Source organism: Actinocorallia sp. API 0066 (genome assembly GCF_020991275.1).
In the GTDB taxonomy this organism is placed as follows: domain Bacteria; phylum Actinomycetota; class Actinomycetes; order Streptosporangiales; family Streptosporangiaceae; genus Actinocorallia.
This window is the reverse complement of sequence record NZ_JAJLQY010000001.1, coordinates 320721-346032: the sequence shown is the minus strand read 5'-3', so window position 1 is coordinate 346032 and position 25312 is coordinate 320721. Positions and strand designations below refer to the sequence as shown.

General features: G+C 69.8%; 26 protein-coding genes. 11 read left to right on the top strand and 15 right to left on the bottom strand.

All coding sequences use genetic code 11. The annotated features are described in order from the left end of the window. Positions 1–126 precede the first annotated feature (126 nt). The 12 genes from LO762_RS01545 to mca form a co-directional block, all read right to left on the bottom strand. Complete coding sequence (locus tag LO762_RS01545; RefSeq protein ID WP_230611773.1) at positions 127–666, bottom strand: transglycosylase SLT domain-containing protein; 540 nt, start codon at positions 664–666, stop codon at positions 127–129. 267 nt (positions 667–933) lie between these two features. Continuing rightward, complete coding sequence (locus LO762_RS01540; RefSeq protein ID WP_230611771.1) at positions 934–1683, bottom strand: lytic transglycosylase domain-containing protein; 750 nt, start codon at positions 1681–1683, stop codon at positions 934–936. Between the two features lie 310 nt (positions 1684–1993). After that, positions 1994–3313, bottom strand: coding sequence for a PhoH family protein (locus LO762_RS01535; RefSeq protein ID WP_230611769.1), 1320 nt, complete (start codon positions 3311–3313; stop codon positions 1994–1996). A 135-nt stretch (positions 3314–3448) separates the two neighbouring features. Continuing rightward, entirely contained in the window at positions 3449–4261 is an 813-nt protein-coding gene (locus tag LO762_RS01530; RefSeq protein ID WP_230611763.1) for an isoprenyl transferase, read from the bottom strand. A 114-nt stretch (positions 4262–4375) separates the two neighbouring features. Continuing rightward, a complete protein-coding gene (locus tag LO762_RS01525) occupies positions 4376–4867 on the bottom strand; it encodes a hypothetical protein (protein ID WP_230611761.1) in 492 nt (163 codons plus the stop codon). Between the two features lie 71 nt (positions 4868–4938). Beyond that, the gene (locus LO762_RS01520) at positions 4939–6087 is read right to left on the bottom strand and encodes a C40 family peptidase (RefSeq protein ID WP_230611759.1); all 1149 of its coding nucleotides are present in this window, start codon (positions 6085–6087) and stop codon (positions 4939–4941) included. 227 nt (positions 6088–6314) lie between these two features. Next, positions 6315–8276, bottom strand: a complete 1962-nt coding sequence (locus tag LO762_RS01515; RefSeq protein WP_230611758.1) for a thioredoxin domain-containing protein — start codon at positions 8274–8276, stop codon at positions 6315–6317. Positions 8277–8285: 9 nt separating this feature from the next. Beyond that, positions 8286–8519: a hypothetical protein gene (locus LO762_RS01510; RefSeq protein WP_230611756.1), complete on the bottom strand. Its 234-nt coding sequence runs from the start codon at positions 8517–8519 to the stop codon at positions 8286–8288. Beyond that, positions 8492–9073 (bottom strand): TetR/AcrR family transcriptional regulator, encoded by a 582-nt coding sequence (locus LO762_RS01505; protein WP_230611754.1) that lies wholly within the window; start codon positions 9071–9073, stop codon positions 8492–8494. Before LO762_RS01505 ends, LO762_RS01510 begins: the two co-directional genes overlap by 28 nt. Before the next feature lie 94 nt (positions 9074–9167). Further along, positions 9168–10001, bottom strand: coding sequence for a glycoside hydrolase family 16 protein (locus LO762_RS01500; RefSeq protein ID WP_230611753.1), 834 nt, complete (start codon positions 9999–10001; stop codon positions 9168–9170). 124 nt (positions 10002–10125) lie between these two features. Next, on the bottom strand, positions 10126–10341 hold the full coding sequence (locus LO762_RS01495) for a hypothetical protein (protein ID WP_230611751.1): 216 nt from the start codon (positions 10339–10341) through the stop codon (positions 10126–10128). After that, positions 10338–11219, bottom strand: coding sequence for a mycothiol conjugate amidase Mca (gene mca, locus LO762_RS01490; RefSeq protein ID WP_230611749.1), 882 nt, complete (start codon positions 11217–11219; stop codon positions 10338–10340). The genes LO762_RS01495 and mca overlap by 4 nt, the downstream gene beginning before the upstream one ends. A gap of 114 nt (positions 11220–11333) precedes the next feature. Here mca and LO762_RS01485 point away from each other — a divergent pair, with 114 nt between their 5' ends. The 11 genes from LO762_RS01485 (at position 11334) to aspS (ending at position 22585) form a co-directional block, all read left to right on the top strand. Then, a complete protein-coding gene (locus tag LO762_RS01485; RefSeq protein WP_230611748.1) occupies positions 11334–11705 on the top strand; it encodes a DUF4307 domain-containing protein in 372 nt (123 codons plus the stop codon). A 135-nt stretch (positions 11706–11840) separates the two neighbouring features. After that, positions 11841–12344 carry a transcription elongation factor GreA gene (gene greA / locus LO762_RS01480; RefSeq protein ID WP_230611746.1) on the top strand — a complete coding sequence of 168 codons (504 nt, stop codon included), beginning with the start codon at positions 11841–11843 and terminating at the stop codon, positions 12342–12344. A gap of 222 nt (positions 12345–12566) precedes the next feature. After that, entirely contained in the window at positions 12567–13433 is an 867-nt protein-coding gene (locus LO762_RS01475; protein ID WP_230611744.1) for an RDD family protein, read from the top strand. A gap of 50 nt (positions 13434–13483) precedes the next feature. Beyond that, the gene (locus LO762_RS01470; RefSeq protein WP_230611742.1) at positions 13484–14977 is read left to right on the top strand and encodes a M1 family metallopeptidase; all 1494 of its coding nucleotides are present in this window, start codon (positions 13484–13486) and stop codon (positions 14975–14977) included. Positions 14978–15065: 88 nt separating this feature from the next. Further along, positions 15066–16448, top strand: a complete 1383-nt coding sequence (locus LO762_RS01465; protein WP_230611740.1) for a M1 family metallopeptidase — start codon at positions 15066–15068, stop codon at positions 16446–16448. A gap of 100 nt (positions 16449–16548) precedes the next feature. After that, positions 16549–17952 (top strand): M1 family metallopeptidase, encoded by a 1404-nt coding sequence (locus tag LO762_RS01460; protein WP_230611738.1) that lies wholly within the window; start codon positions 16549–16551, stop codon positions 17950–17952. 259 nt (positions 17953–18211) lie between these two features. Further along, positions 18212–18454: a hypothetical protein gene (locus LO762_RS01455; RefSeq protein ID WP_230611736.1), complete on the top strand. Its 243-nt coding sequence runs from the start codon at positions 18212–18214 to the stop codon at positions 18452–18454. Further along, positions 18429–18962 carry a DUF6879 family protein gene (locus LO762_RS01450; protein ID WP_230611731.1) on the top strand — a complete coding sequence of 178 codons (534 nt, stop codon included), beginning with the start codon at positions 18429–18431 and terminating at the stop codon, positions 18960–18962. The genes LO762_RS01455 and LO762_RS01450 overlap by 26 nt, the downstream gene beginning before the upstream one ends. A 23-nt stretch (positions 18963–18985) precedes the next feature. Next, the gene (locus tag LO762_RS01445; RefSeq protein ID WP_230611729.1) at positions 18986–19819 is read left to right on the top strand and encodes a Scr1 family TA system antitoxin-like transcriptional regulator; all 834 of its coding nucleotides are present in this window, start codon (positions 18986–18988) and stop codon (positions 19817–19819) included. Between the two features lie 199 nt (positions 19820–20018). Further along, positions 20019–21158: a hypothetical protein gene (locus tag LO762_RS01440; RefSeq protein WP_230611727.1), complete on the top strand. Its 1140-nt coding sequence runs from the start codon at positions 20019–20021 to the stop codon at positions 21156–21158. Between the two features lie 125 nt (positions 21159–21283). Continuing rightward, positions 21284–22585, top strand: coding sequence for an aspartate--tRNA(Asn) ligase (aspS, locus tag LO762_RS01435; RefSeq protein ID WP_230611725.1), 1302 nt, complete (start codon positions 21284–21286; stop codon positions 22583–22585). Positions 22586–22665: 80 nt separating this feature from the next. On the opposite strand, the gene ilvA is transcribed toward aspS, so the two are convergent. The 3 genes from ilvA to LO762_RS01420 form a co-directional block, all read right to left on the bottom strand. Next, complete coding sequence (ilvA, locus tag LO762_RS01430; RefSeq protein ID WP_230611723.1) at positions 22666–23880, bottom strand: threonine ammonia-lyase; 1215 nt, start codon at positions 23878–23880, stop codon at positions 22666–22668. Between the two features lie 40 nt (positions 23881–23920). Then, a complete protein-coding gene (locus LO762_RS01425) occupies positions 23921–24403 on the bottom strand; it encodes a hypothetical protein (RefSeq protein WP_230611721.1) in 483 nt (160 codons plus the stop codon). Between the two features lie 94 nt (positions 24404–24497). Next, the gene (locus tag LO762_RS01420; RefSeq protein ID WP_230611719.1) at positions 24498–25127 is read right to left on the bottom strand and encodes a Dps family protein; all 630 of its coding nucleotides are present in this window, start codon (positions 25125–25127) and stop codon (positions 24498–24500) included. Between the last annotated feature and the right edge of the window lie 185 nt (positions 25128–25312).

The window sequence follows — 25312 nt, the reverse complement described above, 5'->3', positions numbered from 1 at the left end:
ACCGCGAACCGTGCCCGGTGATCATGGCCGGGGCCGATCAGCACAGCGTCTTGACCGACCCTCGGCGTGCCCGTGACGCCCGGACGGCGACGTTGACCTGTCCGGAGCGCCGGGTTGATCCGGTGATCAGTACCAGCCGGTCGCGCCCGCGTGCGACCAGGCGGCGCACGGGGTCCCATAGCGCGCCTTGATGTACTTGAGCCCCCACCGGATCTGCGTCTCGGGGTTGGTGCGCCAGTCCTTGCCCGCCGACGCCATCTTGGACGCCGGGAGCGCCTGCGGGATGCCCCCCGCGCCCGACGACCGGTTGTAGGCGAGGTGGTTCCAGTTGCTCTCCTTGTTCCAGAGCTTCACGAGGCACCGGAACTGGCTCTTGGACCACTTGCGCTTGGCCACGTGCTTCTTCGCGATGGCCTGGTTGCGCTGCTTACGGGTGAGCTTCTTGCCCTTGCCCTTGCCCTTCTGGGCGGTGGCCTGGGCCGTCTTCGCCGCGCCCGGTGCGGCGGCGACGGCCTGCGCGGTCACCACGCGCTGCGCGGAGGCCGCGTGCGCGGGAAGTCCCGCGACAAGTCCGAAAATCACCCCGGAGGCCGTAACGACCGCGATCTTGCGGACGATTCCCCGATAAGCGTGCCGGGGGGCCTGGGGGGAGGTGTGTCCGGACATGGGGGTTTCCTTTCGTCGGCCGGACGCCGGTCGCGTCATCTGGCGTAGGCCGTCCCGGGCGGAGCCGTCGCAGGGGCACGACGGACCGGGCTCCGAAAGGGGAGCGCGCGTGGGCGCGCGGACGCGGACCGTGGGTCCGCTCATCCGGGACGGGCGCGGCGGGAGAGGCGTCCGTGCCTCACTGGGGCCCGCCGCTTATGGGGTTGTGAACGGTACGGCCTCGTACCGAGAAACGTCCCGCTGCCGGTCAGGGCACGGGCGTGCCGCCTAGTACCAGTGGTTGGCGAGGAAGTGCGACCAGGCGCCGCAGGGGGTGCCGTAGCGCCCCTTGACGTACCCGAGACCCCACTTGATCTGGGTCGCCGCGTCGGTCTTCCATTCCGGGCCTGCCGACGCCATCTTGGAGCCGGGGTTGGCCTGGGGAATCCCGTAGGGCCCGTCGAGCCGTCCGGCGGTGGTCCGCCAGCCGGATTCCTTGTTCCACAGGTTGTACAGGCAGCCGAACTGGGTGTCGGGTTCCCAGCCGTAGCTCTTGAGCATCTTCTTCGCGATGGCCTGCGCCGTGCCCGGGGGCACCGCGGGGCCCGGCCCGCCCTCGACCTCGCCCGGCGCCGCCGTCGGCGTCGGGACGCTCTTGGTCCTGAGCGAAGGAACCTTGTCGCGCGACGCGGCGGCGATGGCCCGGTCGCGGAGCGCTTTGCGCTGTTGCTCGGCCGACAGCGGCGTCGACTCCGGCGCCGGCCTGTCGTCGGGCGCCACGGTCGCGGCGGCCTGGGTCGAGCCCTCGGCGTCGCCGAGGTTGACGATCACGCCGACCGCGAGCCCCACCGCGACGAGCGCGGCGAGCGCACCCCCGGCGAACAGGAGTTTGCTCCGGCCGCCTCCGGCCCGGTGCCCCCCGAGATCGAGTGGCTCCCCGTCGGGGTCGGTGAGCGGGGTGCCCGCCACCTTGACGTCGGGGTGCGGGCTTTCTGGTCCCGCCGGGTCCCAGGCCGTCGGGGGCGTCTGCGTCGTCACCTCGGGCTCCTTTCCCCGGCGTGCGGTCGTGCGGCGGTCGTGGCTGTCGCGTTTGCGCTCCGGGGGACACCCTGCCGCAGGGGCGGGGGTGCTCCGCAAGTGAAACGTTGAGTTCGGAACCGGTCACCGGTCCGGCGACCACCGGCAAAGGGCGCGCAAAGGCAGGTGGAGCTGGGATTCCAGGTTTCCCGGCGAAGTTGTGTGATCCTCATCACACCTGACCAGAATGCGAGAGATAAGTCACTCCACGGGGAACAAAGAATGACCGCCCGTACCGGAGCACGGGCGGTCGGTGATCAGAAAACAGGCGTTACGCCCCCATGTCGTTGAGCAGATCGGTGACGAGCGCGGCGATCGGCGAGCGCTCCGACCTGCTCAGGGTCACGTGCGCGAACAGCGGGTGGCCCTTGAGCCGCTCGACCACGGCCGCGACACCGTCGTGCCTGCCGACCCGGAGGTTGTCACGCTGCGCGACGTCGTGGGTGAGCACGACCCGCGAGTTCTGCCCGATCCGCGAGAGCACGGTGAGCAGGACGCCGCGCTCCAGCGACTGCGCCTCGTCGACGATCACGAACGAGTCGTGCAGCGAGCGGCCGCGGATGTGCGTGAGGGGCAGGACCTCCAACATGCCGCGGTCCAAAACCTCCTCGATCACCTCGGGCGTCGTCACCGCGGAGAGCGTGTCGTAGACGGCCTGCGCCCACGGCGACATCTTCTCGTTCTCCGAGCCGGGCAGGTAGCCGAGCTCCTGCCCGCCGACCGCGTACAGCGGCCGGAAGACGACGACCTTGCGGTGCTGGCGGCGCTCCAGGACGGCCTCCAGGCCCGCGCACAGGGCCAGCGCGGACTTGCCCGTGCCCGCCCTGCCGCCCAGGGAGACGATGCCGATCTCGTCGTCCAGCAGGAGGTCCAGGGCGATCCGCTGCTCGGCGGAGCGGCCGCGCAGCCCGAACGCCTCGCGCTCGCCGCGCACCAGCCTGACGGACTTGTCCGGCAGCACCCGGCCGAGCGCCGAGCCGCGCGACGACAGCAGCCGCAGCCCGGTGTGCACGGGCAGCTCACGGGCGGCCTCCAGCTCCAGGCGCTGCGTGTCGTACAGCTCCTCGACCTGGGCCGCCTCGGCCTCCAGCTCGCGGATCCCGGTCCAGCCGGTCTCCACGACCATCTCGGCCCGGTACTCCTCGGCCGTCAGCCCGACGGCCGACGCCTTGACGCGCAGCGGCAGGTCCTTGGAGACCAGGACGACGTCCTTGCCCTCCTTGGCCAGCCAGCGGGCCACCGAGAGGATCCTCGTGTCGTTGTCGCCCAACCGGAACCCGTCCGGCAGGACGCTCGGATCGGAGTGGTTGAGCTCCACGCGCAGCGTCCCGCCGAACTCCCCTATCGGGAGCTCGTCGTCCAACCGGCCGTGTTCGACGCGCAGGTCGTCCAGCGAGCGCAGGGCCTGGCGGGCGAAGTACCCGAGTTCCGGGTGGTCCCGCTTGGCCTCCAGCTCAGTGATCACCACGATCGGGAGGACGACCTCGTGCTCGGCGAACCGCGTTATCGCGGCCGGGTCGGAGATGAGAACGCTGGTGTCGAGGACGTAGGTGCGCCGTGCGGATGCCTGGCGCGTGGAGGGTGTGCCCACTCGCTCTCCTTCGGACGCTGGGGAAGCGCCCTTACCTGGGGGTTTGCTACCTCGGCTCCTGAAAGCGAACATCCCCGGCATGACAGGCGCGTGACGGGGATGTGAACACAGGGGTCAAACCTGCGGGAGGTGCTTTCAGCCGCCGAAGCGACGGTGCCGCGCGGCATAGGAGCGCAGCGCCCGCAGGAAGTCGACCTTGCGGAAGTCCGGCCAGTGGACCTCGCAGAAGTGGAACTCCGAATGGGCGCTCTGCCAGAGCATGAAGCCCGAAAGCCGCTGCTCCCCCGACGTTCTGATGACCAGATCCGGATCGGGCTGGCCGCGCGTGTAGAGATGCTCGGCGATGTGCTCCGCATCGAGGTGCTCCGCGAGCTCCTCGATGCTGGTGCCCTGAGCCGCCCCCTCGAGGAGCAGGGAGCGGACCGCATCAGCGATCTCACGTCTACCTCCATACCCAACGGCGACGTTCACAATCAGTCCGCCGCGGTTGGATGTGGATTCCCCCGCATTTTTAAGGACACGAGCGGTCTTATCGGGCAGCAGGTCAAGGGCACCGACCGCCTGGACGCGCCAGCCGCAGGCCACGAGGTCCTCGACGGTCTCCTCGATGATCCGCAACAGGGGGTCGAGTTCCTTGGACGGGCGGGTCAGATTGTCCGTCGAAAGCAGCCACAGCGTGACGACCTCGACCCCCGCCTCGGTGGACCACCGCAGCAGGTCCGAGATCTTGTCGGCGCCGACCCGGTGCCCGGAGTTGACGTCCGCGAGGCCCATCTCCCTGGCCCAGCGGCGGTTCCCGTCCAGGATCACGCCGACGTGGCGGGGCACCCTGTCCTTGGGCAGGTGCTTCTCCACCCTGCCCTCGTACAGCCGGTAAGCGAGGTCGCGTACGGCGCCGTACGGCCGGCTTCCCTTGATCCGCGCCTTCAGGCTCCGTCTGACTCGCATCGCCCGGATGCCCCCTTACTCGGCCATCACCAGCCGTGTTCGTTCTGGCCCGGAGGCCGGGCGCTTTTCAACTCCCGACTTCGTCGGGAGCGCCCGGCCCCGGGCCGTACTCAATTATCTCCGCTCGTGACACGAAGTCTCCCGGTTCTTACGATCCCGTCCGGGTCGCATCGGTTCGAGGCCGGTCTGGCCCGCCTCGTCCAGGAGATCAGCCACAAAGCGGGCGAGCTGGGCGGAGGTGAGGACCGCGCGGACCCCCCTGCCCGCGCCGTCCCACGCCTCCACGACGGCCCGCCTGACCACGCGCCAGTCTCCCCTGCTGAACGCGCCGCCCTCCGGCACCCACTCCGGTGAGTCGCGGACCACACAGGTGAACTCCGGGCCCGCGACGGCGCCGCGCCGCTCCCGCCGGAAGGCGAACAGCTCGCCCGTCGGGGGCTCGTCGGCGACCAGCCTCTCGGCCGCCCGGCCGAGGAAGTAGGCGCAGCCGGGCCCTACCGAGCCGAAGAACCGGCCTTCCCTACGCAGTTCGAGACCGACCTCGTAGGCGCGTCCGCCGAGGTCGAAGGCGGGCACCGGGCACACGACAAGCGACGACCCGTCCACACAGCGCAATGACCCCATAGCCACCAGGTACCCCGCTTACGCGCGGCTTGACGCACCGATCCCTGAAGTCGTCAGCCTCCGGCGACCTGGCGGGCGGCGTGGCGGTTGACGCGGACGGCCCCCTGGAAGCCCTTGAAGTACACCTTCTGGATCTTCACGTGATCGCCGGTGCGGGGCGCCACGAGCATCTTGTCGCCGCCCAGGTAGAGGGCGATGTGGGAGATCCGGCCGGGCGCCGTCGGGTCGTTGGCCCAGATGAGGAGGTCGCCCACGCGGGCCTTGTCGAACGGGACGACGGGGCCGGTGCGGGCCTGGTCGGCGGCTACGCGCGGCAGCCTGACCCCGGCCTGGGCGAACGCCCACTGGAGCAGCCCGGAGCAGTCGTAGCCGCCCTCGGCGTCGGACTCGCCGCCCCACACGTACGGCATGCCGATCTTCGTCATGCCCGCCTCGATCGCCGTCCGGATCTCGCGGGCGCTGAGGTAGGCGCCGCCCGCGGCCTGGCCGGTGAAGTCGAAGCCGGGGTTCAGGGCCCGGACCGTGCCCGCGCCCTTGCCCACGAGCGCCCTGACGGCCTTCGTCAGCCGGTCGCGGTCCTTGTCTGCGCCGCCTACGAGCAGGACGTTGTCGGCCACCATGCCGAGCCTGCGCGCGGTCTCCTTGGAGACGACCGCGTCGATGTCGGCGATGCCCGTGGTGGCGATCGCGCCTACGCGGACCCTGTCTATCTCCGTCTTGCCGCTCACCGGGACGCGGCTGTCGAGGGCGACCCCTCCGTCGCTGCCGAGAACGAAGGAGACGGCTACGTCACCTCCTGCGACGTTTCGCCACAGGCCGTCGTGCTTCGCCGTCAGTTTGGGGGTGTAGTTCCGGAATCCCGAGGGATCGACCCCGAGGATGCCGACCTCCTTGCCCGCGAGCTTCGCGCGTGCCCCGTCCACGACCTCCGCGCCGGTGACGCCCTTCAGCTTCCGCACCTTCGCGACAAGCTCGGGCGGCAGGGAGGTGCGCCCCTTGGCTATGACCATCACCTGAGGCTGCACCGCCTTGGCGAACGGCGCGACCTGACGGGCGCCGTCCTCCCTGGCGGCCGCCACGAGGCGTCCGGCGGTCGGCTCGGGCGCGGCGGTGGGCGGCGCGTCCCGCTGGGCGCGCTCGACCAGCAGCGCCACATCCGCCGCGAGCGTCGTAGCGACGGCCACGGCTATGAGCACCGTCATCCGACGGCTCGGGGCCGGGCGCTCCCGACGAAACCGGGACGTAAAAAGCGCCCGGACTCCGGGCCAGGGACGAACACTGCCTGGCTTGCGCACGCTGTGACTCCTGCGAGGGGTGGACGCAGACACCGTGCCGTACGCGGGTGGCCCGCGCCCGACACGGTGACATCCGACACTAGAACGCGCGGCGGCCTACTGCCAACGTCCCTTTCCCGATGTGCCTTACACGGTCACGTCGCGGCGAGTTCCTTGGCGAGCGCGGAGGGCGTCGTGACGGGCATCCGGCAGGCGAAGTCGCGGCACACGTAGGCGGCGGGGGCGCCGTCCACGAGGTCGCGGCCGCCGAGCAGCGGCACCGGGCCGTCCAGGGGCGCGCCGGGCTCCCCGACCGTCACGACGGCGCCGGGTGACGTGCTCATCAGCGCGGTGCGGCGCAGCGCGCGGGTCGCGGGGTCCTCGGGGTCGCCGACGATGGCGATCTCGACGGGGCCGCGCACGGCGGCGGCCGCGACGGCGAGGCCCCAGCCCGCGAACCTGGCGTGCCGGTCGGCGAGCGCGGCCGAGGGGGTCAGCGCGGCGAGGGCGGCGTCCCGGTGCCTCGTGGAGCCCGTGAGGGCCGCGTAGGACAGCAGGGCGCCCGCGGCGGCCGACTGGCCGGACGGCACCGCGTTGTCCGTCGGGTCCTTCGGGCGGCGGAACAGCGCCTCGGCGTCGTCGGCGGTGTCGTAGAAGCCGCCCTCGCCGTCCGGGAAGCGCGCCAGGACGACGTCGAGGAGCACGCCCGCGCGCGTCACGTACTCGGGGTCGCCGGTGACGGCGTGCAGGGCGAGCAGCCCTTCGGCGACGTCGGCGTAGTCCTCCAGGACTCCCGCGTTGCTTCCGGCCACGCCGTCGCGGGAGGTGCGCAGGAGACGGCCGTCCACGACGTGCAGGCGGTCGAGCAGATCAGCGACGCGCCGGGCCGCCTCAATGAGGTCGGGGCGCTCGAACAGGGCGCCGCACTCGGCCAACGCGGCGATGGCGAGGCCGTTCCATGCGGCGACCACCTTGTCGTCGCGCTCGGGACGGACCCTTGTGGCCCTCGCCTCCAGCAGCTTCTCTCTGAGGTCCTCCGGCAGGTCACCTTCGAGCTGGAGGGTGGACGCGCCGTGCTCGAACGTGCCCGTCTCGGTGACGCGGAAAGCCTGCGCCGCCCTCGCGCCGTCCTCCTCTCCGAGGACTTCGACGAGTTGCTCTGGCGTCCAGACGTAGAACTTGCCTTCGACACCCTCGCTGTCGGCGTCCAGGGCGGAGGCCAGGCCGCCCTCGTCCGTGCCGAGTTCGCGGAGCATCCAGTCGCACGTCTCCAGGGCGACGCGTCTGGCGAGCGGCGTGCCGTCCTTCCGCCACCAGTGCGCGTACACGCGGGCCAGAAGCGCGTTGTCGTAGAGCATCTTCTCGAAGTGCGGGACCACCCAGGCCGCGTCCACGCTGTACCGGGCGAAGCCGCCGCCGAGCTGGTCGTAGATGCCGCCGCGCGCCATCGCCTCCAGGGTGCGGGCTGCCATCCGGCCGGGGTCGCCGCGCCTGATGAGGAACTCCAGCACCATCGACGGCGGGAACTTGGGCGCGCCCCCGAAGCCCGCGTACGTCTCGTCGAAGCCCCGGCCGAGCACCTGGGCGGCGCGCGAGAGCGCCGCCTCGTCGGGCGCCGCCGCCCCGCCGAGGCCGCCGCTTTGGCCGTCGAGCGCCTCCACGATCTGCCTGCCCTGCGCGACGAGCTCCGCCCGCTGGTCCCGCCAGGCCGCTGAGACGGCCCTGAGCAGGCCCTGGAACCGCGACCTGGGGAAGTACGTGCCGCAGTAGAACGGGTGCCCGTCCGGCGTCATGAAGACCGTCATGGGCCAGCCGCCCTGCCCCGTCAGCGCCTGCACCGCCTCCATGTAGACGGCGTCGACATCGGGCCGCTCCTCGCGGTCCACCTTCACGCTGACGAACCCGTCGTTCATGATCTGGGCCGTCGCCGCGTCCTCAAAACTCTCGTGCGCCATCACATGACACCAGTGACACGCGGCGTAACCGACACTCAACAGAACGGGCACGTCACGCCGCCTGGCCTCGGCGAACGCCTCGTCCCCCCACGGAAACCATTCGACCGGATTGTCCGCATGTTGCAACAGATAAGGACTGGTGGCACCCCGCAACCGGTTCATCCCTCCACCCTAGATCCACCCCCGCCGCCCCCACAGCCCCGGTTCACCCACGGTCGTCAGCCCGTCCAGCGGCTCACGCGCGTGGGACGCCGCTCCGGGTGACCCTGTTGTGCAGGTCGGCCCCGGCACGTACTCGCTGACGAGGTAGGGCGGCACGTGGTCGAGGTCGGCTTCGACGACCCGCGCGGTACCGAAGGGCGCGACCTTGCTTGGCGTCAGGTGCGGGCGCTGAGGGCGCCGCACTCCCATAGGGCCCGGACGTGTTCCACGAGTTGGGGGCGGAGCGCCAGCAGGCCGTCGGGGTCGTTGGCGGCGACGGCGGAGGTGGCGAGCGCGTTGGTGGCCGCGACCAGCATCCGGCAGGTGAGCATGCCCCGCGCGTCCGTGAGGCCGAAGACCTGCGCGTACGCACCCGCCATCGCCGTCTCCGCCTCGCGCCCCCTGCCGAGGATCCCGGGCCCCGCCGCGTACACCTCGACCAGGACGAGCCGGGTAAGCGGCCACTCGGCTACGAGCACCTCCAGGTACACCGAGATGACGCGTTCGAAGCACTCCACGGGGTCGTCGCCGCCCGCGACCTCCTCGAACGCGGCGAGCACCCGCTCCAGCAGGGTGTCCCTGGCCTGCTCGAAGGCGGCGACGAAACAGTCGGCCTTGGAGTCGAAGAGCTGGTAGAAGCTGAGCCGGGACACCCCGGCCCGCTTGAGCACGTGCTCCACCGATGTCGCCGCGTACCCGCGCTCGGCCATGGCCTCGGCCAGCGCGCGGCACAGCCGCGCGCGCTGTACCCGCGCCACTTCCTCCGGGGGCAGTGCGGCCCTGCCCCGGGGCAAACCCCGCGACCCGCCCATCCCCCCACCCTAATCCCCGCGCGCGGCGGGACGCAGCAGGTCAGACGGGGACGCGCCAGGCCCGCACCCAGTCGACGTACATGGTGACGCGGTCCGGTGTGGAAGCCGAGCGGCACTGGACGCGCGAGTAGCAGACGACGTCGTTCTGCAACGCAAGGTGCATGTCGGCCTTCTGCGGGATGAGCGGCCCGGTGTAGTTCCACACCCTGTGGCCGTCGATGTAGAAGCTCATCCGGGTGGGCAGCCATTCGAGGCCGAAGGTGTGCCACTCGGTGAAGTCCCGGTACAGCAGTCGGGAGGCGACCTTCTCCGGGTTGCCCTTGTGCACGAACAGGCCGGTGGAGAGCCTTGTCGGGTCGGGGATCTCGGCGAAGTTGATCTCGGCCCACTCGGGCTGGCCCTGGATCGTCGGCCACAGCAGCAGGACCGGGGCGAAGCCCGCGCCCCGGTCGGCCCGCATCCGGACCTCGAACCGCCCGTAGGTGAACGACGCGTGCGAGGCGATGCCGCCGGACAGGACGCGTCCCCCGTACTCGGCGCCGGTGAGCCGCAGCAGACCGTCTGAGACACGGGTGGCCCTGCGCGTCCGGGGGTTGTCCCCGGCGGGCGAGTCGTAGACGACCCACTTGAGCGGGTCCACGCGGTTCCCGTCGAACGTCTCGACGAGGACGGGCTTGCCCCAGGCGCGCGGCACGGGCTGCGAGCCCGGCAGCGGCGGCTTCGCGCGGTGCTGCTGCTGCGCGACGGCGGCCTCCTGGCGTCCCGCGGCCTGGCCCGGCTTGGTCTCGACGTGCGCAGCGTTCTCCATGGCGGGCTTGCAGCCGGCAACGGCGAGGAGCAGCGCCGTCCCGGCGATCGATGCGAGCGGCTTCATGACAGGCCATGCAACCGACTCGCGCCCCGGCCGCCGCGCGACCTACCGGGGCACGCCCGATCTTTTACCGCTCCGGGGCGCCCGCTTCACGCCGCGCGGGTAAGCGGCGGCCGTCAGGGAGCCGTCAGGGCTGCCCGGCCTTGCGGGCCTGCTCGGCCTCCCACTCCTCCTGCAGCAGGTCCTCCTCGCGCGGCAGGTGGTCGATATTGCGCATCCTGCGGTTCATCGACCTGATGAGCAGCACCGTCGCGACGATCAGCGCCGCGAACATCAGCGTGCCGACCAGGCCGGGCGAGACGGTGTCGTCGTTGAGCTCGAACACCTCGGCCACGATCATCATGCGCCCACTTTCTCCCGGATTCCGGCGAACAGGTCGTCCTCCGGCAGTTCGGTGTCCACCAGGGACCTGGCCAGATGGTAATCCTCGGTCGGCCATGCCTCGCGTTGGAGGTCGGGCGGGCAGGCGAACCAGAACCCGTTCGGGTCGATCTGGGTGGCGTGCGCGATGAGCGCGGCGTCGCGGACCTCAAAGAAGTCGCCGCACGGAACGCGGGTGGTGATCGGCCAGCGCGGAGGCTCCGGCTTGTCTTCGCGGGCGCCGATCCAGTCCAGGTAGGGGGACTCCTTGCCGTGCACGACGAGCGCCTCGTGCAGGGCGAGCATCCGCTCCCGGTGGAAGGTGACGAAGTAGTACATCTTCAGCGGCTGCCAGGGCTCGCCCGCGCCCGGGAAGCGATCCGGGTCGCCCGCGGCGTCGAACGCGGCGGCGGCGATCTCATGGGTCTTGATGTGGTCCGGGTGCGGGTAGCCGCCGTTCTCGTCGTAGGTGAGGACGACGTGCGGGCGGAACGTCCTGATCTGCCGGACCAGCGGCTCCGTCGCCACCTCCAGCCGGACGAGCGCGAAGCAGCCTTCGGGCAGCGGAGGCAGCGGGTCGCCTTCGGGCAGCCCCGAATCGACGAAGCCCAGCCACTCCTGGCGGACGCCCAGGATCTCGCGCGCGGCCTCCATCTCGGCCTGCCGGACGGCGGGCAGGTTGGCGAGCACCTCCGGCCGGTCCATCGCCGGGTTGAGGATGTCGCCCCGCTCACCTCCGGTGCAGGTGACGACCAGGACCTCGACGCCGTCGGCGACGTAGCGGGCCATCGTCGCGGCGCCCTTGCTCGACTCGTCGTCGGGGTGGGCGTGGACGGCCATGAGCCGCAAGGTCTCAGCCACTGAAGGCTCTCCCTATCCTTTTGGTGAGAAGCTGCTGACGTGGGGCCGGAGGGCCACCGCTATTAACGCGCTTTACATTGTTGCAAACAACGCCGACACAAACGCGAGGATTCCATGGCCCAGCGCTCCGCCCGCACCGTCCTCGGCTACGGCGTGATCGGGCTGGTGTGCCTCCTGTGCGCGGCGGGCTGGGCGGTGATCATGGGCAACGCGGGCGACAGCAGGACCGGGATCCACGGCATCTCCGCCAAGACCATTACATATCAGGCCAAGAGCGACACCTCGACCGAGCTGACCTTCCAGATCATGAAGCCCGCCGACACCGAGGTCACGTGCACCGCGCGGGCACAGCGCACGGACGGCCTGGTCGTCGGCGAGGAGAAGGTCACCGTCGCCCAGGGAAAAACGTCCGCGACGCTGCTGGTCCGGCTGAAGACGACCGAGCGCGCGCACACCGCCGAAGTCCTGGACTGCACCGGCTCCTGACCGTCGATTGGCAGGTTGCAGATCGCGACCGGTGGGAACCTTTACTCTCAACGACCGGATAGGCTTGAGGTTTCCGTACGGTCCCTCGTGGGTCCGAAGACACCCGGCCACATCGCGTGGAAATAGGAGTACCCCGTGACCGAGACCCGCTCAGACAACGTCACCTGGCTCACCCAGGAGGCGTACGACCGCCTCAAGGGCGAGTTCGACTACCTCTCGGGTCCTGGCCGCAAGGAGATCGCCGCGAAGATCGAGGCAGCCCGCGAGGAGGGCGACCTCAAGGAGAACGGCGGGTACCACGCGGCCAAGGAGGAGCAGGGCAAGATGGAGGGCCGCATCCTCCAGCTGCGCCAGATCCTCGACAACGCCCGGGTCGGCGAGGCTCCGGTCAGCGCCGACGGCGAGGTCACCCCGGGAATGACCGTCACCGTCCTGTTCCAGGGCGACGACGAGGAGGTGACGTTCCTGCTCGCCTCCCGCGAGGAGCAGGGCGCCCCGATCGACGTCTACTCCCCCAAGTCGCCGCTGGGCTCGGCGATCAACGGCAAGAAGATCGGTGAGAAGGCCACCTACACCCTGCCGAACGGCAGGGCCATGACGGTCGAGATCATCGACGCCGTCCCGTACGCCGGGGCCTGAGGCCGCCACGGGCGGCACGGTCGGCGGCGGGGGCGCCGCCGACCGGGAGCCGGAAGGGGTTCCGGGCGAACCATCCGGAACCCCCGCCAGCGGCTCGGAGCACCGCACCCCGACCCAAGCCGCTGCGACGGCCCGTGCCGGGTGAGGCAATTCGGATCCAAAAGAGAGTCAATCCCCCGTGCCGCGCGGTTCGGAACCGGCAAGTCAGGTGATCTTGCGGTTATGACGCAACCGCCAGAGGAACCGCGCGAGGGCGCGGCGGAAGGCCGGGGCGGCCCCGAGGGCGGCCCCTCGTTCGCCAGGGAGCAGCCCGGCCCATACCAGGGCGGAGGCCCCTACGGCGCTTCGCCAGAGGGGTCGGCGGGCACGTCCTACGCGCACGGTGACGCGGGCCAGGGCTACGGACAGTACGGCCAGGCCGGGACGTCCTACGGGCCCGGTGATCCGGGGCAGGGCGGCCAGTACGGGCAGTACGGAGGCGGTGGAGGCGCCGCGTTCGGGCAGGATCCGGGCGGGTACGGCGGCTACGGCGCGCCCCCTCCCGGCGGAGGCTACGGCGGCCCTTACGGCGCGGCCCCGATGATCGCCAGCAAGGGCAAGCGCTTCCTCGGCATCCTCATCGACTGGCTCATCTATCTCGTCTTCGCCTGCTGCTTCTCGCTGCCGTTCGTGGGCAGGTCCAACGACTTCGTGGTGGAGAACCCCGACGGGTCCACCACGTGGGACTGGGACAACGCGGTGTCGCCGGGGCAGGCGGTGTCCAGCCTCCTCGTGGCGGCGCTGGCGTTCCTGTACTTCTGGCTGCTGACGTCCAAGTGGCACGGGCAGACGCTCGGCAAGAAGGCGGTCGGCACCCGTGTGGTGCGGGAGGACACGGGCGGCGCGGTCGACTCCAGCCAGGCCGCGATCCGGGCGCTCGTGTTCGTGATCCTGGCCTATGTCTGCTGTGTCGGTTTCCTGGTCGACGCCATCTGGATCTTCACCAACCCCAAGAACCAGACGCTCCACGACAAGGCCGCCAAGACGGTCGTCGTTGACGCTACCGGTGCCGATCCGTACCAGACGGGGACCACACCCCAGCCGTACTGATCATTCACACCGGTTGCCCAGCCCGCCCTTAACCGGGCAGGCTGGGCATCGTGTCCATCCCTCCCGCGCGGCGTGCCGCCGCAGCCGTCACGCTGACCCTGCTCGCCGCGACGTCGGTCGGCTGCCAGATCTCCGGTGACGAGCCGCCCGCGCCCGTCCCCCCGACGGGCGCCCCGGCCTCGCCGACGGCGCCTCCCCCGACCGCCGGGAACGGTCCCCACCACGTGCCGCTCCAGCCGTCCCAGGGCTCGGCGGGCGACCCGTACGTCCCGTCGGACGGCAACGGCGGCTACGACGTCCAGCACTACGACCTGAACCTCAAGGTCGATCCGGGCGACCGTGCCAAGACGCTCGACGCGACGGCGACCATCACCGCCCGCGCCACGACCGACATGGTCGCGTTCAACCTGGACCTCACCGACCTCGACGTCGCCTCGGTCAAGGTGGACGGCAAGGCGGCGAAGTTCACGCGCGACGGCGGCGAGCTGACGGTGAGCCCGACCGCCACGATCGCCGGAGGCCGTGACTTCACTGTCACGATCGCCTATTCGGGGACCCCGCAGGCGGTGAACGACCCGATCCTCGGCCAGTACGGCTGGATCAGGACGCCCGACGGCGTCTCGGCGGCCTGCCAGCCGAGCGGCGCGCACACCTGGTTCCCCGGCAACGACCACCCGAGCGACAAGGCGACGTTCGCGTTCACGCTGACCGTCCCGGAGAAGCTCACCGCGATCGCCAACGGGGAGCGCGGCCGGGTGACGTCGGCGGGCGGCGGCTTCTCGAAGGTGAAGTGGGAGGTCAAGCAGCCTATGGCCCCCTACCTGGCGATGATCTCGATCGGCAGGTTCAAGGTGAAGGAGGGCACCACGACGGGCGGGATCCCGATCCTCGTCGCGGTGGACGAGACCGTCACGTCGCCGTCGCTTGAGGAGTTCTACGGGATCAAGGCCGAGATCACCGACTTCTGGGCGAAGACGTTCGGCCCGTACCCGTTCGGCTCGACGGGCGGCGTCATCGACAACGCCGCCGTCGGGTTCGCGCTGGAGACGCAGACCCGCTCGATCTACGGGGACTTCGCGCCGGGCGAGTCGATCATCGCGCACGAGCTGGCGCACCAGTGGTTCGGCGACAGCGTCGGCGTCACCCAGTGGAAGGACATCTGGCTGAACGAGGGCTTCGCCACGTACGCCGAGTGGATGTGGAGCGAGCAGTCGGGCGACACGACGGCCGAGGAGTTCTTCGTCAAGTACTACAGCGAGCCGGAGGGCTCGGCGGCGTGGCAGGTCCCGACGGGCGACCCGGGCCGCGACCGGATGTTCGACAGCTTCGCCGTGTACGACCGTGGGGCGATGACCCTGCACGCGCTGCGTAAGCGGATCGGTGACGACAAGTTCTTCACCCTCCTGCGCACGTGGGCCAGCGAGCACCAGCACGGCAACGCGACGACGACGGAGTTCGTGGAGCTCGCCGAACGGGTCGGCGGAACGGAACTGTCGGACTTCTTCGACAGATGGCTCTACGGCACGGTTCGTCCAGCCCTATAGGGAAGATCATCGGGCAACGCTCGGCAAAGAACGGGGCGGAAGCGACCGCGCGCCCCCGTGATCACGCAGTGTGGAACCCGTGCACGGGATGCGAACAGCCGGAATGGCGGCGACGGCCATGGCCGCGTCGGTGACGCTCACGGCGGGCGCGCTCGCGCTCGCCGACGTCGCGGGCGCGCCGGGCGTCGGCGATCCGTACTTCCCCGCCAGCGGCAACGGCGGATACAACGCGCTGCACTACGACGTGGTCCTGAAGTACACGCCGAAGACGCAGACGGTGGCCGCGACGGTCACCATGACGGCGCGGGCGGGCCACCCGCTGCGCACCTTCAACCTGGACTTCCGGGGCCCGCGCGTCACGTCCGTCACCGTCGACGGGATCCGTGCCGCGCACACCCGGGACGCGGGCGAACTCGTCATCACCCCGGCGGTGCCGCTGGCCAGGGGCGAGGAGTTCACGACCGTCGTCTCCTACACGGGCACGCCCACCTCGATCCAGCACGGCACGCTCGGCACCTACGGGTGGATCAAGACCCGGGAAGGCGCGATCGTGCTGGCCGAGCCCGACGGGGCGTCCACCTGGCTCCCGGTCAACGACCATCCGAGCGACAAGGCCACCTACGACTTCACCATCACCGTCCCCAAGCACCTCAAGGCGCTGGCGAACGGCGAACCGCTCGCCCCGTCCCTCGAAGGCAACTGGGCGACCTTCCGGTGGCGTCAGCCCGTCGCGATGGCGTCGTACCTGGCGTCCGTCGCGATCGGCAAGTGGGAGATGACGCACGGCAAGGTAGGCGACATCACCGTCATCACCGCGGTGGACCCCAAGTTCAAGAAGAGCCTCACCCAGGTGCACCGCAGGACGATGCGGGCGCTGCGCTGGGGCCGCACCACGTTCGGGCCCTACCCGTTCCGCACGTCCGGCGCGATCGTCGACGACCCGCGCCTGGACTACGCGCTGGAGACCCAGGACAGGCCGATCTACGGCGGGTTCGTGCCCAGCGAGGACTTCGTCGTGCACGAGCTCGCGCACCAGTGGTTCGGCAACAGCGTCACCGTCCGCCGCTGGAAGGACATCTGGCTGAACGAGGGCTTCGCCACGTACGCCGAGTGGATGTACCGCGAGCACAGGTCCAAGAAGGACAGCGCCGCCAAGACGTTCCGCAGCTACTACCGGCAGCCCGCCAAGGCGCCCATCTTCCAGACCCCGCCCGGCGCGCCCGGCCGCGAGCAGATGTTCGGGTTCCCGGTGTACGTGCGCGGCGCGATGACACTGCACGTACTGCGCCAACGCGTCGGCGACGCCAAGTTCCGCACCATCCTGAAGACGTGGGCCGCCGAACGCCAGGGCGGCCACGGCACCACCGAACAGTTCGTGGCGCTGTCCGAACGGGTCTCGGGCAAGAAGCTGGACAAGCTCTTCCAGGTCTGGCTGTACAAGAAGGGCAAACCCAAGCGCGGCTCCTGGTAACCCGGGCCGGGCGGCGCCGGCTCTCAAAGCGCCCGACCCCAGTAAAGTGACCTGATCGAGTCCCCTGCGGGAGGGGGCTCCGGTGACAGGAGATTCCGCGATGGCCGCCCCCCGACTGCTCGCAGCCGCGACGCTCGCCGTCCCCCTCGTCCTGCTGCCGGCCGCCGCCGAGGCCGCCCCGACGTTCCGTCCGGGCGCCGCGGGCTCCGGCGAGAAGTACTTCCCCGGCATGGGCAACGGCGGCTACGACGTCGCGCACTACGGCCTGAGGATCGCCTACGACCCGGCGACGCTCGTCCTCACCGGCCGGGCGCGGATCACCGCGACGGCCAAGCACGGCCTGTCCCGCTTCAACCTCGATCTGCGGGGCCTTGAGGTCCGTTCGGTCACCGTGGACGGCAAGGCCGCCAAATGGCGCAGGGCGGGCGAACAGGAACTCGTGATCACGCCGCGCAGGGGCATCCCGGCCGGGAAGCGGTTCGTCGTGGTCGTCGGCTATGACGGCAAGCCGCAGCAGATCAACGACGACCCGCTGGGCGCGTCCGGCTGGGTCGCCACCCGGGACGGCGCGGTCGCGTTGAACCAGCCGTTCGGCGCCGCCACCTGGTTCCCGGTGAACGACAGCCCGCGCGACAAGGCGGCCTACGACTTCGCGCTCACCGTGCCGAAGGGCCTCACCGCGATCGCGAACGGCGATCTCGTCTCGCGGAAGGTCACGGGCGGCAAGACGACGTTCCGGTGGAAGATGAAGCAGCCGATGGCGAGTGAGCTGTCGATGGTCGCGATCGGGCGCTACAAGGTGCTGCGGACGAACGTGAACGGGCTGCCGTCCTACACTGCCATCGACACGGAGTTGGCGACGGCCCCTAATCAGCTACGTGCTTACGACAAGAAGAACCGGGCCGTCCTTCGGTGGCTCCAGGGCAAGTTCGGGCCCTACCCGTTCACCTCGACGGGCGGTGTGGTCGACGAGGTCAACGTCGGGTACTCGTTGGAGACGCAGGGCCGTCCGGTGCACGACTGGAGCCTCAAGGGCAAGAACCCGCCCGACGGCCTCATCGTGCACGAGCTCGCCCACCAGTGGTTCGGCGACAGCGTCACCCCGGCCCGCTGGAAGGACATCTGGCTGAACGAGGGTTTCGCGACGTACGCCGAATGGATGTGGTCGGAGAAGACCGGCGGCAAGACCGCCGCGGAAATGTTCCAGCTCGCCTATTCCGCCGGTCCCAACGCCGATGTCTGGAAGGGCGTCCTGGCCGATCCGGGCCGCGACCACATCTTCGACAACTTCGTCTACCAGCGCGGCGCCATGGCCGTCCACCGCCTCCGCGTCATCCTGGGCGACAAGACCTTCTTCCCCCTCCTCCGCTCCTGGCTGGCCCACCACCGCAACGGCACCATCTCCACCAAGTCCTTCCACGCCTACGCCGAAAAATACTCCGGCAAACAACTGGACACCTACTTCAAACGCTGGATCCACACCGCCGGCAAACCCAAACTCTGACCCCACCGAGCCGAACTCCCTCCGGATCGGAACCCAGGGATTTCAAGCCCCACGCCACCGCGGTGGCGACCCGTCACACGACCGTCCCGGCAGAAGCAGCAAGGGCCCGTCAAGCAGTGGCCTGTTCCGCGTGCAGGCTGAGCGGCCCCAGGACGAGCGTCCGGCTTGGCCGGTCGTGGCCTTGCGGGTTTTGGGGATGCCGGGAGGGTCAGACCCAGGGTGGCAAGTTCGCGCATGTTCCTGAGGGAGGGTGATGGCGATGGCTCTACGATTCATCGGTAAGGACGACGAGTCGAAGGCGGGTGGGAGTCCTGCCGTGTTCGTGGACGAGGAGACCGGCGATCTGGTCTTCCAGGGCCTCACGGTGACGGACGCGGGGACGCTGGCCGAGATCGACCGGCGCAGTCGGACGATGCCGGAGGAGTCGTCGGTGCGGGTGCCCGCGCGGATGGCGGCCACGATCATGGAGGCGCTCGATGTCATCAGGGGTCGTTCCGCCTGACGACGGGTTCTTTCCGGAGCTGTTCGGCCGGACGCGGTCGTCGGCGGTGCATCTGGAGATGCGGGACGGCTACATGGCGGACGCCGAGTTCGACAGGTGGCTTGCCGAGGGGCGTCCGGCGCGCGTCGATCCCGTTCCCGGGGACGAGGGGTGGATGTCGACGGTGGCCGAGGCGGTCGGGCGTGGGGTTGCGGTGCGGCGGGCGCGGATCGTCTCGACCGATCCCGTCAGCGCCTACACGGCGTGGCTGCACGCGGTGACGGAGGGGTTCAACGTGGCGGCAGGTGAGCGGGTGCGGTGGCTGCCACGTAGGCGGGCGTCGATGCTGTGCCTGCCCGGCAACGACTTCTGGGTGTTCGACGACACGGTGGTGTGGAACCACTTCACCGGTGACGGGGAGTGGCTGGGCGTCGAGATGACGGACGATCCCGCCGCCGTCGCGTTCTGTCGGAAGGCTTTCCACGCCGTGTGGGAGATCGCCGTCGACCACCGGGACTTCGGCGTCTGACGGTGGCTCATCCTTCTTCTTCGGTGCAGGCGGCGCGTGCGGCCGTCGCCGGACGGCTGCGCGACCTCCGCCTCGACGTGGTGCCCAGGCTGACGGGTCGGGCCCTGGCGGCGGCCTGCGGCTGGCACGAGTCCAAGGTGTCGAAGATCGAGGCGGCCAAGCAGGGCGTCTCCGACGACGACATCAGGGCCTGGTGCCGAGCCTGCGGTGCGGACGCGGAGGCCGCGGGCCTGATAGCGCTGAACCGCCGGGCCGACAAGTCCTACATAGAGTGGCGACGGGCCATGCGCGGCGGGCTGACGCACGTGCAGGACTCATTCCTGCCCAAGTGGACGCGGACCCGCCATTTCAAGGTCTACGAACCCGGCGTGATCCCCGGCCTCTGCCAGACACCCGCCTACGGCCAGGCCGTTCTCGACGTGGTGTCCCGCTTCTACGGGGTCGCCTCCGACGTCGAGGAGGCCGCGCGGGCCCGCGCCGCGCGCACCCGGCTGCTCCGCGAGGGAGGTCGGCGGTTCGCCTTCCTCGTGGAGGAGACGGCGTTGCGGTCAAGGATGGGCACGCCGGAGACGACGGCCGAACAGCTCGGCCACCTCTTGTCGATCGCGGCACTGCCCAACGTCTCGTTTGGCGTCATCCCCTTCGAGGCGGAACGCCCGCTTTTCCCCGTCGAGGGCTTCTGGATCTACGACGACGCCGAGGTGCTCGTCGAGACCGTCTCAGCCCAGCTCAGCGTCGTCGACTTCCACGAGGTCGGGCTCTACGTCCGCACCTTCGAGATCCTGGCGGGCATCGCCGTCCACGCCGCCGCGGCCCGCTCCCGCATAGCCGCCGCACTGACGGCCCTGGACACCTAGCAAGCCCGAGCAAGCTCACCGCGCCCCCACTCCTGCCCACGCAAGGACAAGGAGCCCGCGGATGCCGTCGAGCGCGATGTCGGCAAGTGCCCCCAACCCTGTGGAGTTCGGACCCGGAACCCCTGCACCGTCGTAGCCGGGACGCGGTGCTTCGTGAGCCCGTCCGACCCGGTACATCTCGCGTATCGCAGGAGTGTCCATGTGGGAAACCGCCAGGGCGGAGCCGCCCGCCCCCACCAAACGTGCCAAGCCCGCCGATCTGACCGTGCCGGGTGCCGACAGGGTGAGCCTTCCGGAACTGCTGCGCCTGGGGGTGCTGCGCGACGGGGTTCAGCTCGCCACGACGGGCATTCGCCTGCCCCTGCTCGGCCAGGTGATCCCACGGATCGAGATCGAGATAACAGCCCCGGGCTACCGCAGGAAGGTGACCGTGCGGGTAGACCAGCGATCCCCGTTCTCCTTCGACGGGGCACACCTGACCGCCCGCGTCAACGGAACGGTCCGCGACGTCGCCTGCCGCCAGTTCGTAGACGACGGCCGAGCCCCGACGGGCATGTACAACTTCGGGCTGCTCCGCGAGAACGGCGTGCGCAGTTTCGTCTTCGACTACCACACGTACTGCGCGTACTCCTGCGACTTCTGCTTCAAGGAGTCCGAATGGGAGATCCTCGCCTTTCAGGAGAGTGGACCTGCCAATTACACGGCCAACTTCGACGCCTGCCTCGCCTACGTGCACGACCACGCCGAGGACTTCCTGACCGAGTACGACATCGTCTGGCTGTGCACCGGCAGCATCAAGAACACACGCCTCGAACTGGACCGACACTGTCGGCTGGCCGCCGAAATACGCGCGATCGGATACTCCGGAGGCGTCTACGTCTCCCAGGTCATCCCCCAGGCGATCCGCGACGACGCCGGTTACCGGCTGGACTACCTGAACCGCCTGAAGGCGGCCGGTGTGAGCCGCTTCAACAGCGGGGTCGAGATCGTGAACAACGAGTACCGGCGGCGCTACGTCCACGGCTACAAGGGCACCCTCACCTTTGACGACTACGTCACCGTGTTCACGGACGCCGTCGCCGTCTTCGGCCACCAGCAGGTCGGGAGCTGCCTCCTCGCGGGCATCGAACCGGCCACCGACACGCTGCGCGGCCTGGAGACCATTTCCGCACTCGGCGTCGTCCCCTCACCGACGGTGCTCACGCCTTTTGTCGTCAAACAGCAGGGTATCCCGTTCCATTACGACCTGGACGGCCTGGTGAACGTCCATGTCGGGTTCCGGGAGATCATCCGGGCGTATGGCCTTCCCGTGTTCTCCGGAGTCTTCAGCCTCGCCTGACACCCGCGGAAAACTCGGCGCCTCTCGGCTTCGGGTCGGTTACGCTGTGGCCCGTCCCCGCAGACGGCCGTCTACCGCTCTGCCCACCGGCGCGAACAACGCGCCAGCAACCAAGGGAGTTGCCGATGTCGCGCACCCTGATCCGTGACCTTTCCCTCCGTCCGGACGAGACGGTCACCGTCTGCGGGTGGATCCAGGCCCTCCGGCTCCAACGCCGCATCCAGTTCGTCATCATCCGCGACCACACCGGACTCCTCCAGGTGACGCACACGCGGACCGGTGACGCCATCGAGGCGACATTCGAAAACGCTACCGCCGAATCAGCGGTCCGGATCACCGGCAAGGTGGTCAGGAACGACAAGGTGAAACTCGGCGGACTCGAACTCATCCCCGAGCGCGTCGAGATCCTCGCCGCCGCCCGAGCGCCACTGCCGATCGACGAGCACACCAACCTCGATCAGCGAATGGACTGGCGGTTCCTCGACCTGCGCCGCCCCGAGCAACAACTCGTGTTCCAGGTGCAGACGACCGCGGAGCGAGCCATGCGGGAATTCGCCGCGACCGAGGGCTTCACCGAACTACACACCCCCAAGCTGATGGGGACGGCCTCGGAATCGGGCGCGGAGGTGTTCGAGGTCGGATACTTCGGCCGTACCGCCTACCTCGCGCAGTCCCCGCAGTTCTACAAGCAAATGGCCATCGCCGGTGGCATCGACCGGGTCTTCGAAATCGGATCCGTGTTCCGCGCCGAACCGTCGTTCACCTCGCGGCACGCCACCGAGTTCACCGGGGTCGACCTGGAGATCGCCTGGACCGACTCCGCCGAGAACGTCATGGCCGTCGAAGAACGGATGCTCCGACACGTCCTCGCCGAAGTCCGTGACCGCCACGGCACCGAGATCCGGCAGCACTTCGGCGTCGCCGTGCGCGTTCCCGAGACGCCGTTCCCGCGCATCACCATGGCCGAGGCACTGGGCCGGCTACGCACGACCGGCTGGGATCCCGAAGGCGTCAAGAACGACCTCGACCCCGAAGGCGAACGCGCTCTCTCCACCCAGATCGCCGCCGAGACCGGGCACGAATTCGTCTTCGTCACCCGTTTCCCCGCCTCAGTCCGGCCCTTCTACCACCTGCGGCCCGCCGACGACCCAACCGTCACCGAGAGCTTCGACCTGCTCTGGAAAGGCATCGAGATCACCACGGGGGCCCAACGCGAGCACCGCCACGACATCCTCGTCGCCCAGGCCCGTGAAAAGCACATGGACCTGGAACCCCTCCGCAGCTACCTCGACTGCTTCCGCTACGGCACCCCACCCCACGGCGGCCTCGGCCTCGGCCTGGCCCGCTTCCTCATGCTTCTGCTCAACCTCCCCTCCATCCGCGAGACCACATTCCTGTTCCGCGGCCCCCACCGCCTCGAACCCTGAACCTCCGCGCCGGAAAACGGGCTCGTATCGGGGGCTTTTTGTGGCCCTGGCCGCGCGGGTTGTTTGGCGTCGGGGGTGGGTTAGGTGAATTTGACGGCGTAAGCCTGGCGGCGGAGGCGGGAGAGGACTTCTTGGGTGTGTTCGGGGCCTCGGGTTTCTAGGTGGAGGACGACTTCGGCGTCTTCGAGGTGGAGGCGGGCGGCTACGCGTTCGTGGGTGACGTCCAGGACGTTGACGCCGACTTCGGCCAACTCTGAGAGGAGGCGGACCAGGGCGCCGGGGCGGTCCGTCAGGCGGACTCGGACTACCAGGTAGCGGCCTGCTGTGACTAGGCCGTGGCGGACTACCTTGGCTAGGAGGACTGGGTCTATGTTGCCGCCGGAGAGGATGGCTACGACCGGGGGGCGCATCGCGTAGGTGTGTTCCAGGAGGGCGGCTACGGAGGCGGCGCCGGCCGGTTCGACTACCTGCTTCGCGCGCTCCAGGGAGAGGAGCATCGCGCGGGAGAGGGACTCCTCGGAGACCGTCACCACCGAGTCGACGAGTTGGGAGACGAGGTCGAAGGTGAGGTCGCCGGGGCGGCCTACCGAGATGCCGTCGGCCATGGTCGGGTTGAGGGTGACCGTCACGGGGCGGCCGGCGGCCAGGGAGGCGGGGAAGGCGGCGGCGCGTTTGGCCTGGACGCCCAGGAGGGTGCCGTCCCAGCCGGAGCCCTTCAGTGCGACGCCGAGGCCCGAGATGAGCCCGCCGCCGCCCACGGCCGCGACGACCGTGCGGACGTCCGGGCACTCCTCCAGCAGTTCGAGGCCGAGCGTGCCCTGTCCGGCGACGACGTCGGGGTGGTCGAACGGGTGGATGAAGACGGCGCCGCGTTCCTCGGCGTGGACGCGGGCCGCGGTCAGGCAGGCGTCGACCGTCTCGCCGCCGAAGATGATCTCCGCGCCGTACGCGCGGGTCGCCTCGACCTTGGGCAGCGGCGCGCCCTGCGGCATGAAGATCGTCGCCTTGCAGCCGAGCAGCGACGCGGCGAGCGCGACGCCCTGCGCGTGGTTGCCCGCGCTCGCCGCGACGACGCCGCAGGCCCGCTCCGCCGGGCTCAGCCGGGAGATCCTGGTGAACGCGCCGCGGATCTTGTACGAGCCGGTGCGCTGGACGTTCTCGCACTTGAGGTACACCGGCCCGCCGACCAGTTCGGACAGGTGGCGCGAGTGGAGCAGCGGCGTGCGCACCAGGACGCCGTCGAGCGCCGTGCGGGCGGCACGGACGTCGTCGGCGGAGACGGTCTGGGTGGTCATCCCCCCATCCTCGCAGGCGGGCCGCCCGATCAGGCGGCGTTCACTGCCACACCATCAGCACCAGGATGACGATCCAGATGATCGCGATGATCCCGGCGAGCGCGGCGATTCTGCCCTGTTCCGCCTTGGTGTCGACGATCTGCCCTGCGCTGCGCTCGGCGGCCTTGCCCTTCTCCGCGCCCGGGGCTGTCACCCCCGCGCCCGCGCCTGTGAGCTTGTGCAGCGACTTGCGCTGGTCACGTTCGACCACAACGAGGAGAAGCCAGCCGACGATGAACAACGTCATCGAAGCCGACAGCCAGACTTCGGCGTACCTGCCGCGCGCGAGGACGAGCCCCACCAGGAAGACGCCGAGGGCGGCGATCGCGTAGACGCGCGTGGAGCGGTTGAGGAACCTGAGCACCGTGGTGTTGCCCGCCCTGATGTAGCGGGGCGTCGCCATGGTCGCCGCGGTGAGCGGGCCCAGGGCGAAGATCGCGAACCCGATGTGCAGGATCAGCAGCAGCCGGTCACCAGTGGACATGGGTCCGACCCTAGCCCGCGTTCCCGCAGGTACGGGTGATGCGCGCCCCCCGAACAGGCCAAACCGCGACCGCCCGGCGGGCGGCCGCGACGGTTCACTCGTGCGGGTGCGCCTTGAACTTCTGCGGCTCCGCGACGAGCGGGGTGTCGACGAGGTGCTCGATGATGAACCACGTCTGCATCTCGTTGGTGCGGATGACGTCGGAGACGAGGACGTCGTTGGTGCCGTCGTCGCCCATCTCCTGGGTCCTGGCGGCGGCGTCGTGCGCGGCGACGAGGATCGTCTCGTGCGCCTCGACGAGCCGGGTGAGCATCGCCGGGACCTCCTCGACGCCGTCGGGCGGGCGCGGGATCACGGTGATCTCCGCGACGTGCCTGGGGTCGCCGACGGCGACGCCGCCGAGGGTCTGCACGCGTTCGGCGACGAGGTCCACGAGCTTGCGCTGTTCTTTGGCGTGCGCGTCCAGCAGGAGGTGCAACTGGTAGAACGTGGGGCCGCGCATGTTCCAGTGGTCCTTCTTGTACAGCGCGTAGAGGATCTGGGTGTCGGCGAGGATCTGGTTGAGCCGCTGACAGGAGTACATCCGCGCGTCGGCGGACAGGCCGAGCGGGAACATCCTGATGGTGCCGAACTCCTGGATCTCGGCGCCGTCGTAGTCCGGCCAGGGCTGGCTCTCCTCCCGGCGGGAGGTCCTGGGCGCGCTGCTCGATCGTTTGGTGGCCAAGGTGCATCGCTCCTGAATCGTCCGGGATCGTCGGGGGACGTGGTGTTTGAGCCCCTTGAGTGCGGTACCCGGGGTTTGGGTGTGATCAGTCCCCCATGTCGGCCAACTCCCGCCCCGGGTCCTTTTACCTTTGCCCGCACTTGGTGGTTAAGCGGGTTATGTCGGCTTCGAAGGGGGCGACGGTA

Coding starts and splice junctions, on each gene's coding strand:
- LO762_RS01485 (WP_230611748.1), top strand. CDS start 11,334: ATGGCCCAGCGCTCCGCCCGCACCGTCCTCGGCTACGGCGTGATCGGG.
- LO762_RS01530 (WP_230611763.1), bottom strand. CDS start 4,261: ATGCGAGTCAGACGGAGCCTGAAGGCGCGGATCAAGGGAAGCCGGCCG.
- LO762_RS01520 (WP_230611759.1), bottom strand. CDS start 6,087: ATGACGGTGCTCATAGCCGTGGCCGTCGCTACGACGCTCGCGGCGGAT.
- LO762_RS01465 (WP_230611740.1), top strand. CDS start 15,066: ATGCGAACAGCCGGAATGGCGGCGACGGCCATGGCCGCGTCGGTGACG.
- LO762_RS01515 (WP_230611758.1), bottom strand. CDS start 8,276: ATGAACCGGTTGCGGGGTGCCACCAGTCCTTATCTGTTGCAACATGCG.
- ilvA (WP_230611723.1), bottom strand. CDS start 23,880: ATGACCACCCAGACCGTCTCCGCCGACGACGTCCGTGCCGCCCGCACG.
- LO762_RS01495 (WP_230611751.1), bottom strand. CDS start 10,341: ATGATGATCGTGGCCGAGGTGTTCGAGCTCAACGACGACACCGTCTCG.
- aspS (WP_230611725.1), top strand. CDS start 21,284: ATGTCGCGCACCCTGATCCGTGACCTTTCCCTCCGTCCGGACGAGACG.
- LO762_RS01450 (WP_230611731.1), top strand. CDS start 18,429: ATGTCATCAGGGGTCGTTCCGCCTGACGACGGGTTCTTTCCGGAGCTG.
- LO762_RS01475 (WP_230611744.1), top strand. CDS start 12,567: ATGACGCAACCGCCAGAGGAACCGCGCGAGGGCGCGGCGGAAGGCCGG.
- LO762_RS01440 (WP_230611727.1), top strand. CDS start 20,019: ATGTGGGAAACCGCCAGGGCGGAGCCGCCCGCCCCCACCAAACGTGCC.
- LO762_RS01460 (WP_230611738.1), top strand. CDS start 16,549: ATGGCCGCCCCCCGACTGCTCGCAGCCGCGACGCTCGCCGTCCCCCTC.
- LO762_RS01455 (WP_230611736.1), top strand. CDS start 18,212: ATGGCTCTACGATTCATCGGTAAGGACGACGAGTCGAAGGCGGGTGGG.
- LO762_RS01500 (WP_230611753.1), bottom strand. CDS start 10,001: ATGAAGCCGCTCGCATCGATCGCCGGGACGGCGCTGCTCCTCGCCGTT.
- LO762_RS01545 (WP_230611773.1), bottom strand. CDS start 666: ATGTCCGGACACACCTCCCCCCAGGCCCCCCGGCACGCTTATCGGGGA.
- LO762_RS01425 (WP_230611721.1), bottom strand. CDS start 24,403: ATGTCCACTGGTGACCGGCTGCTGCTGATCCTGCACATCGGGTTCGCG.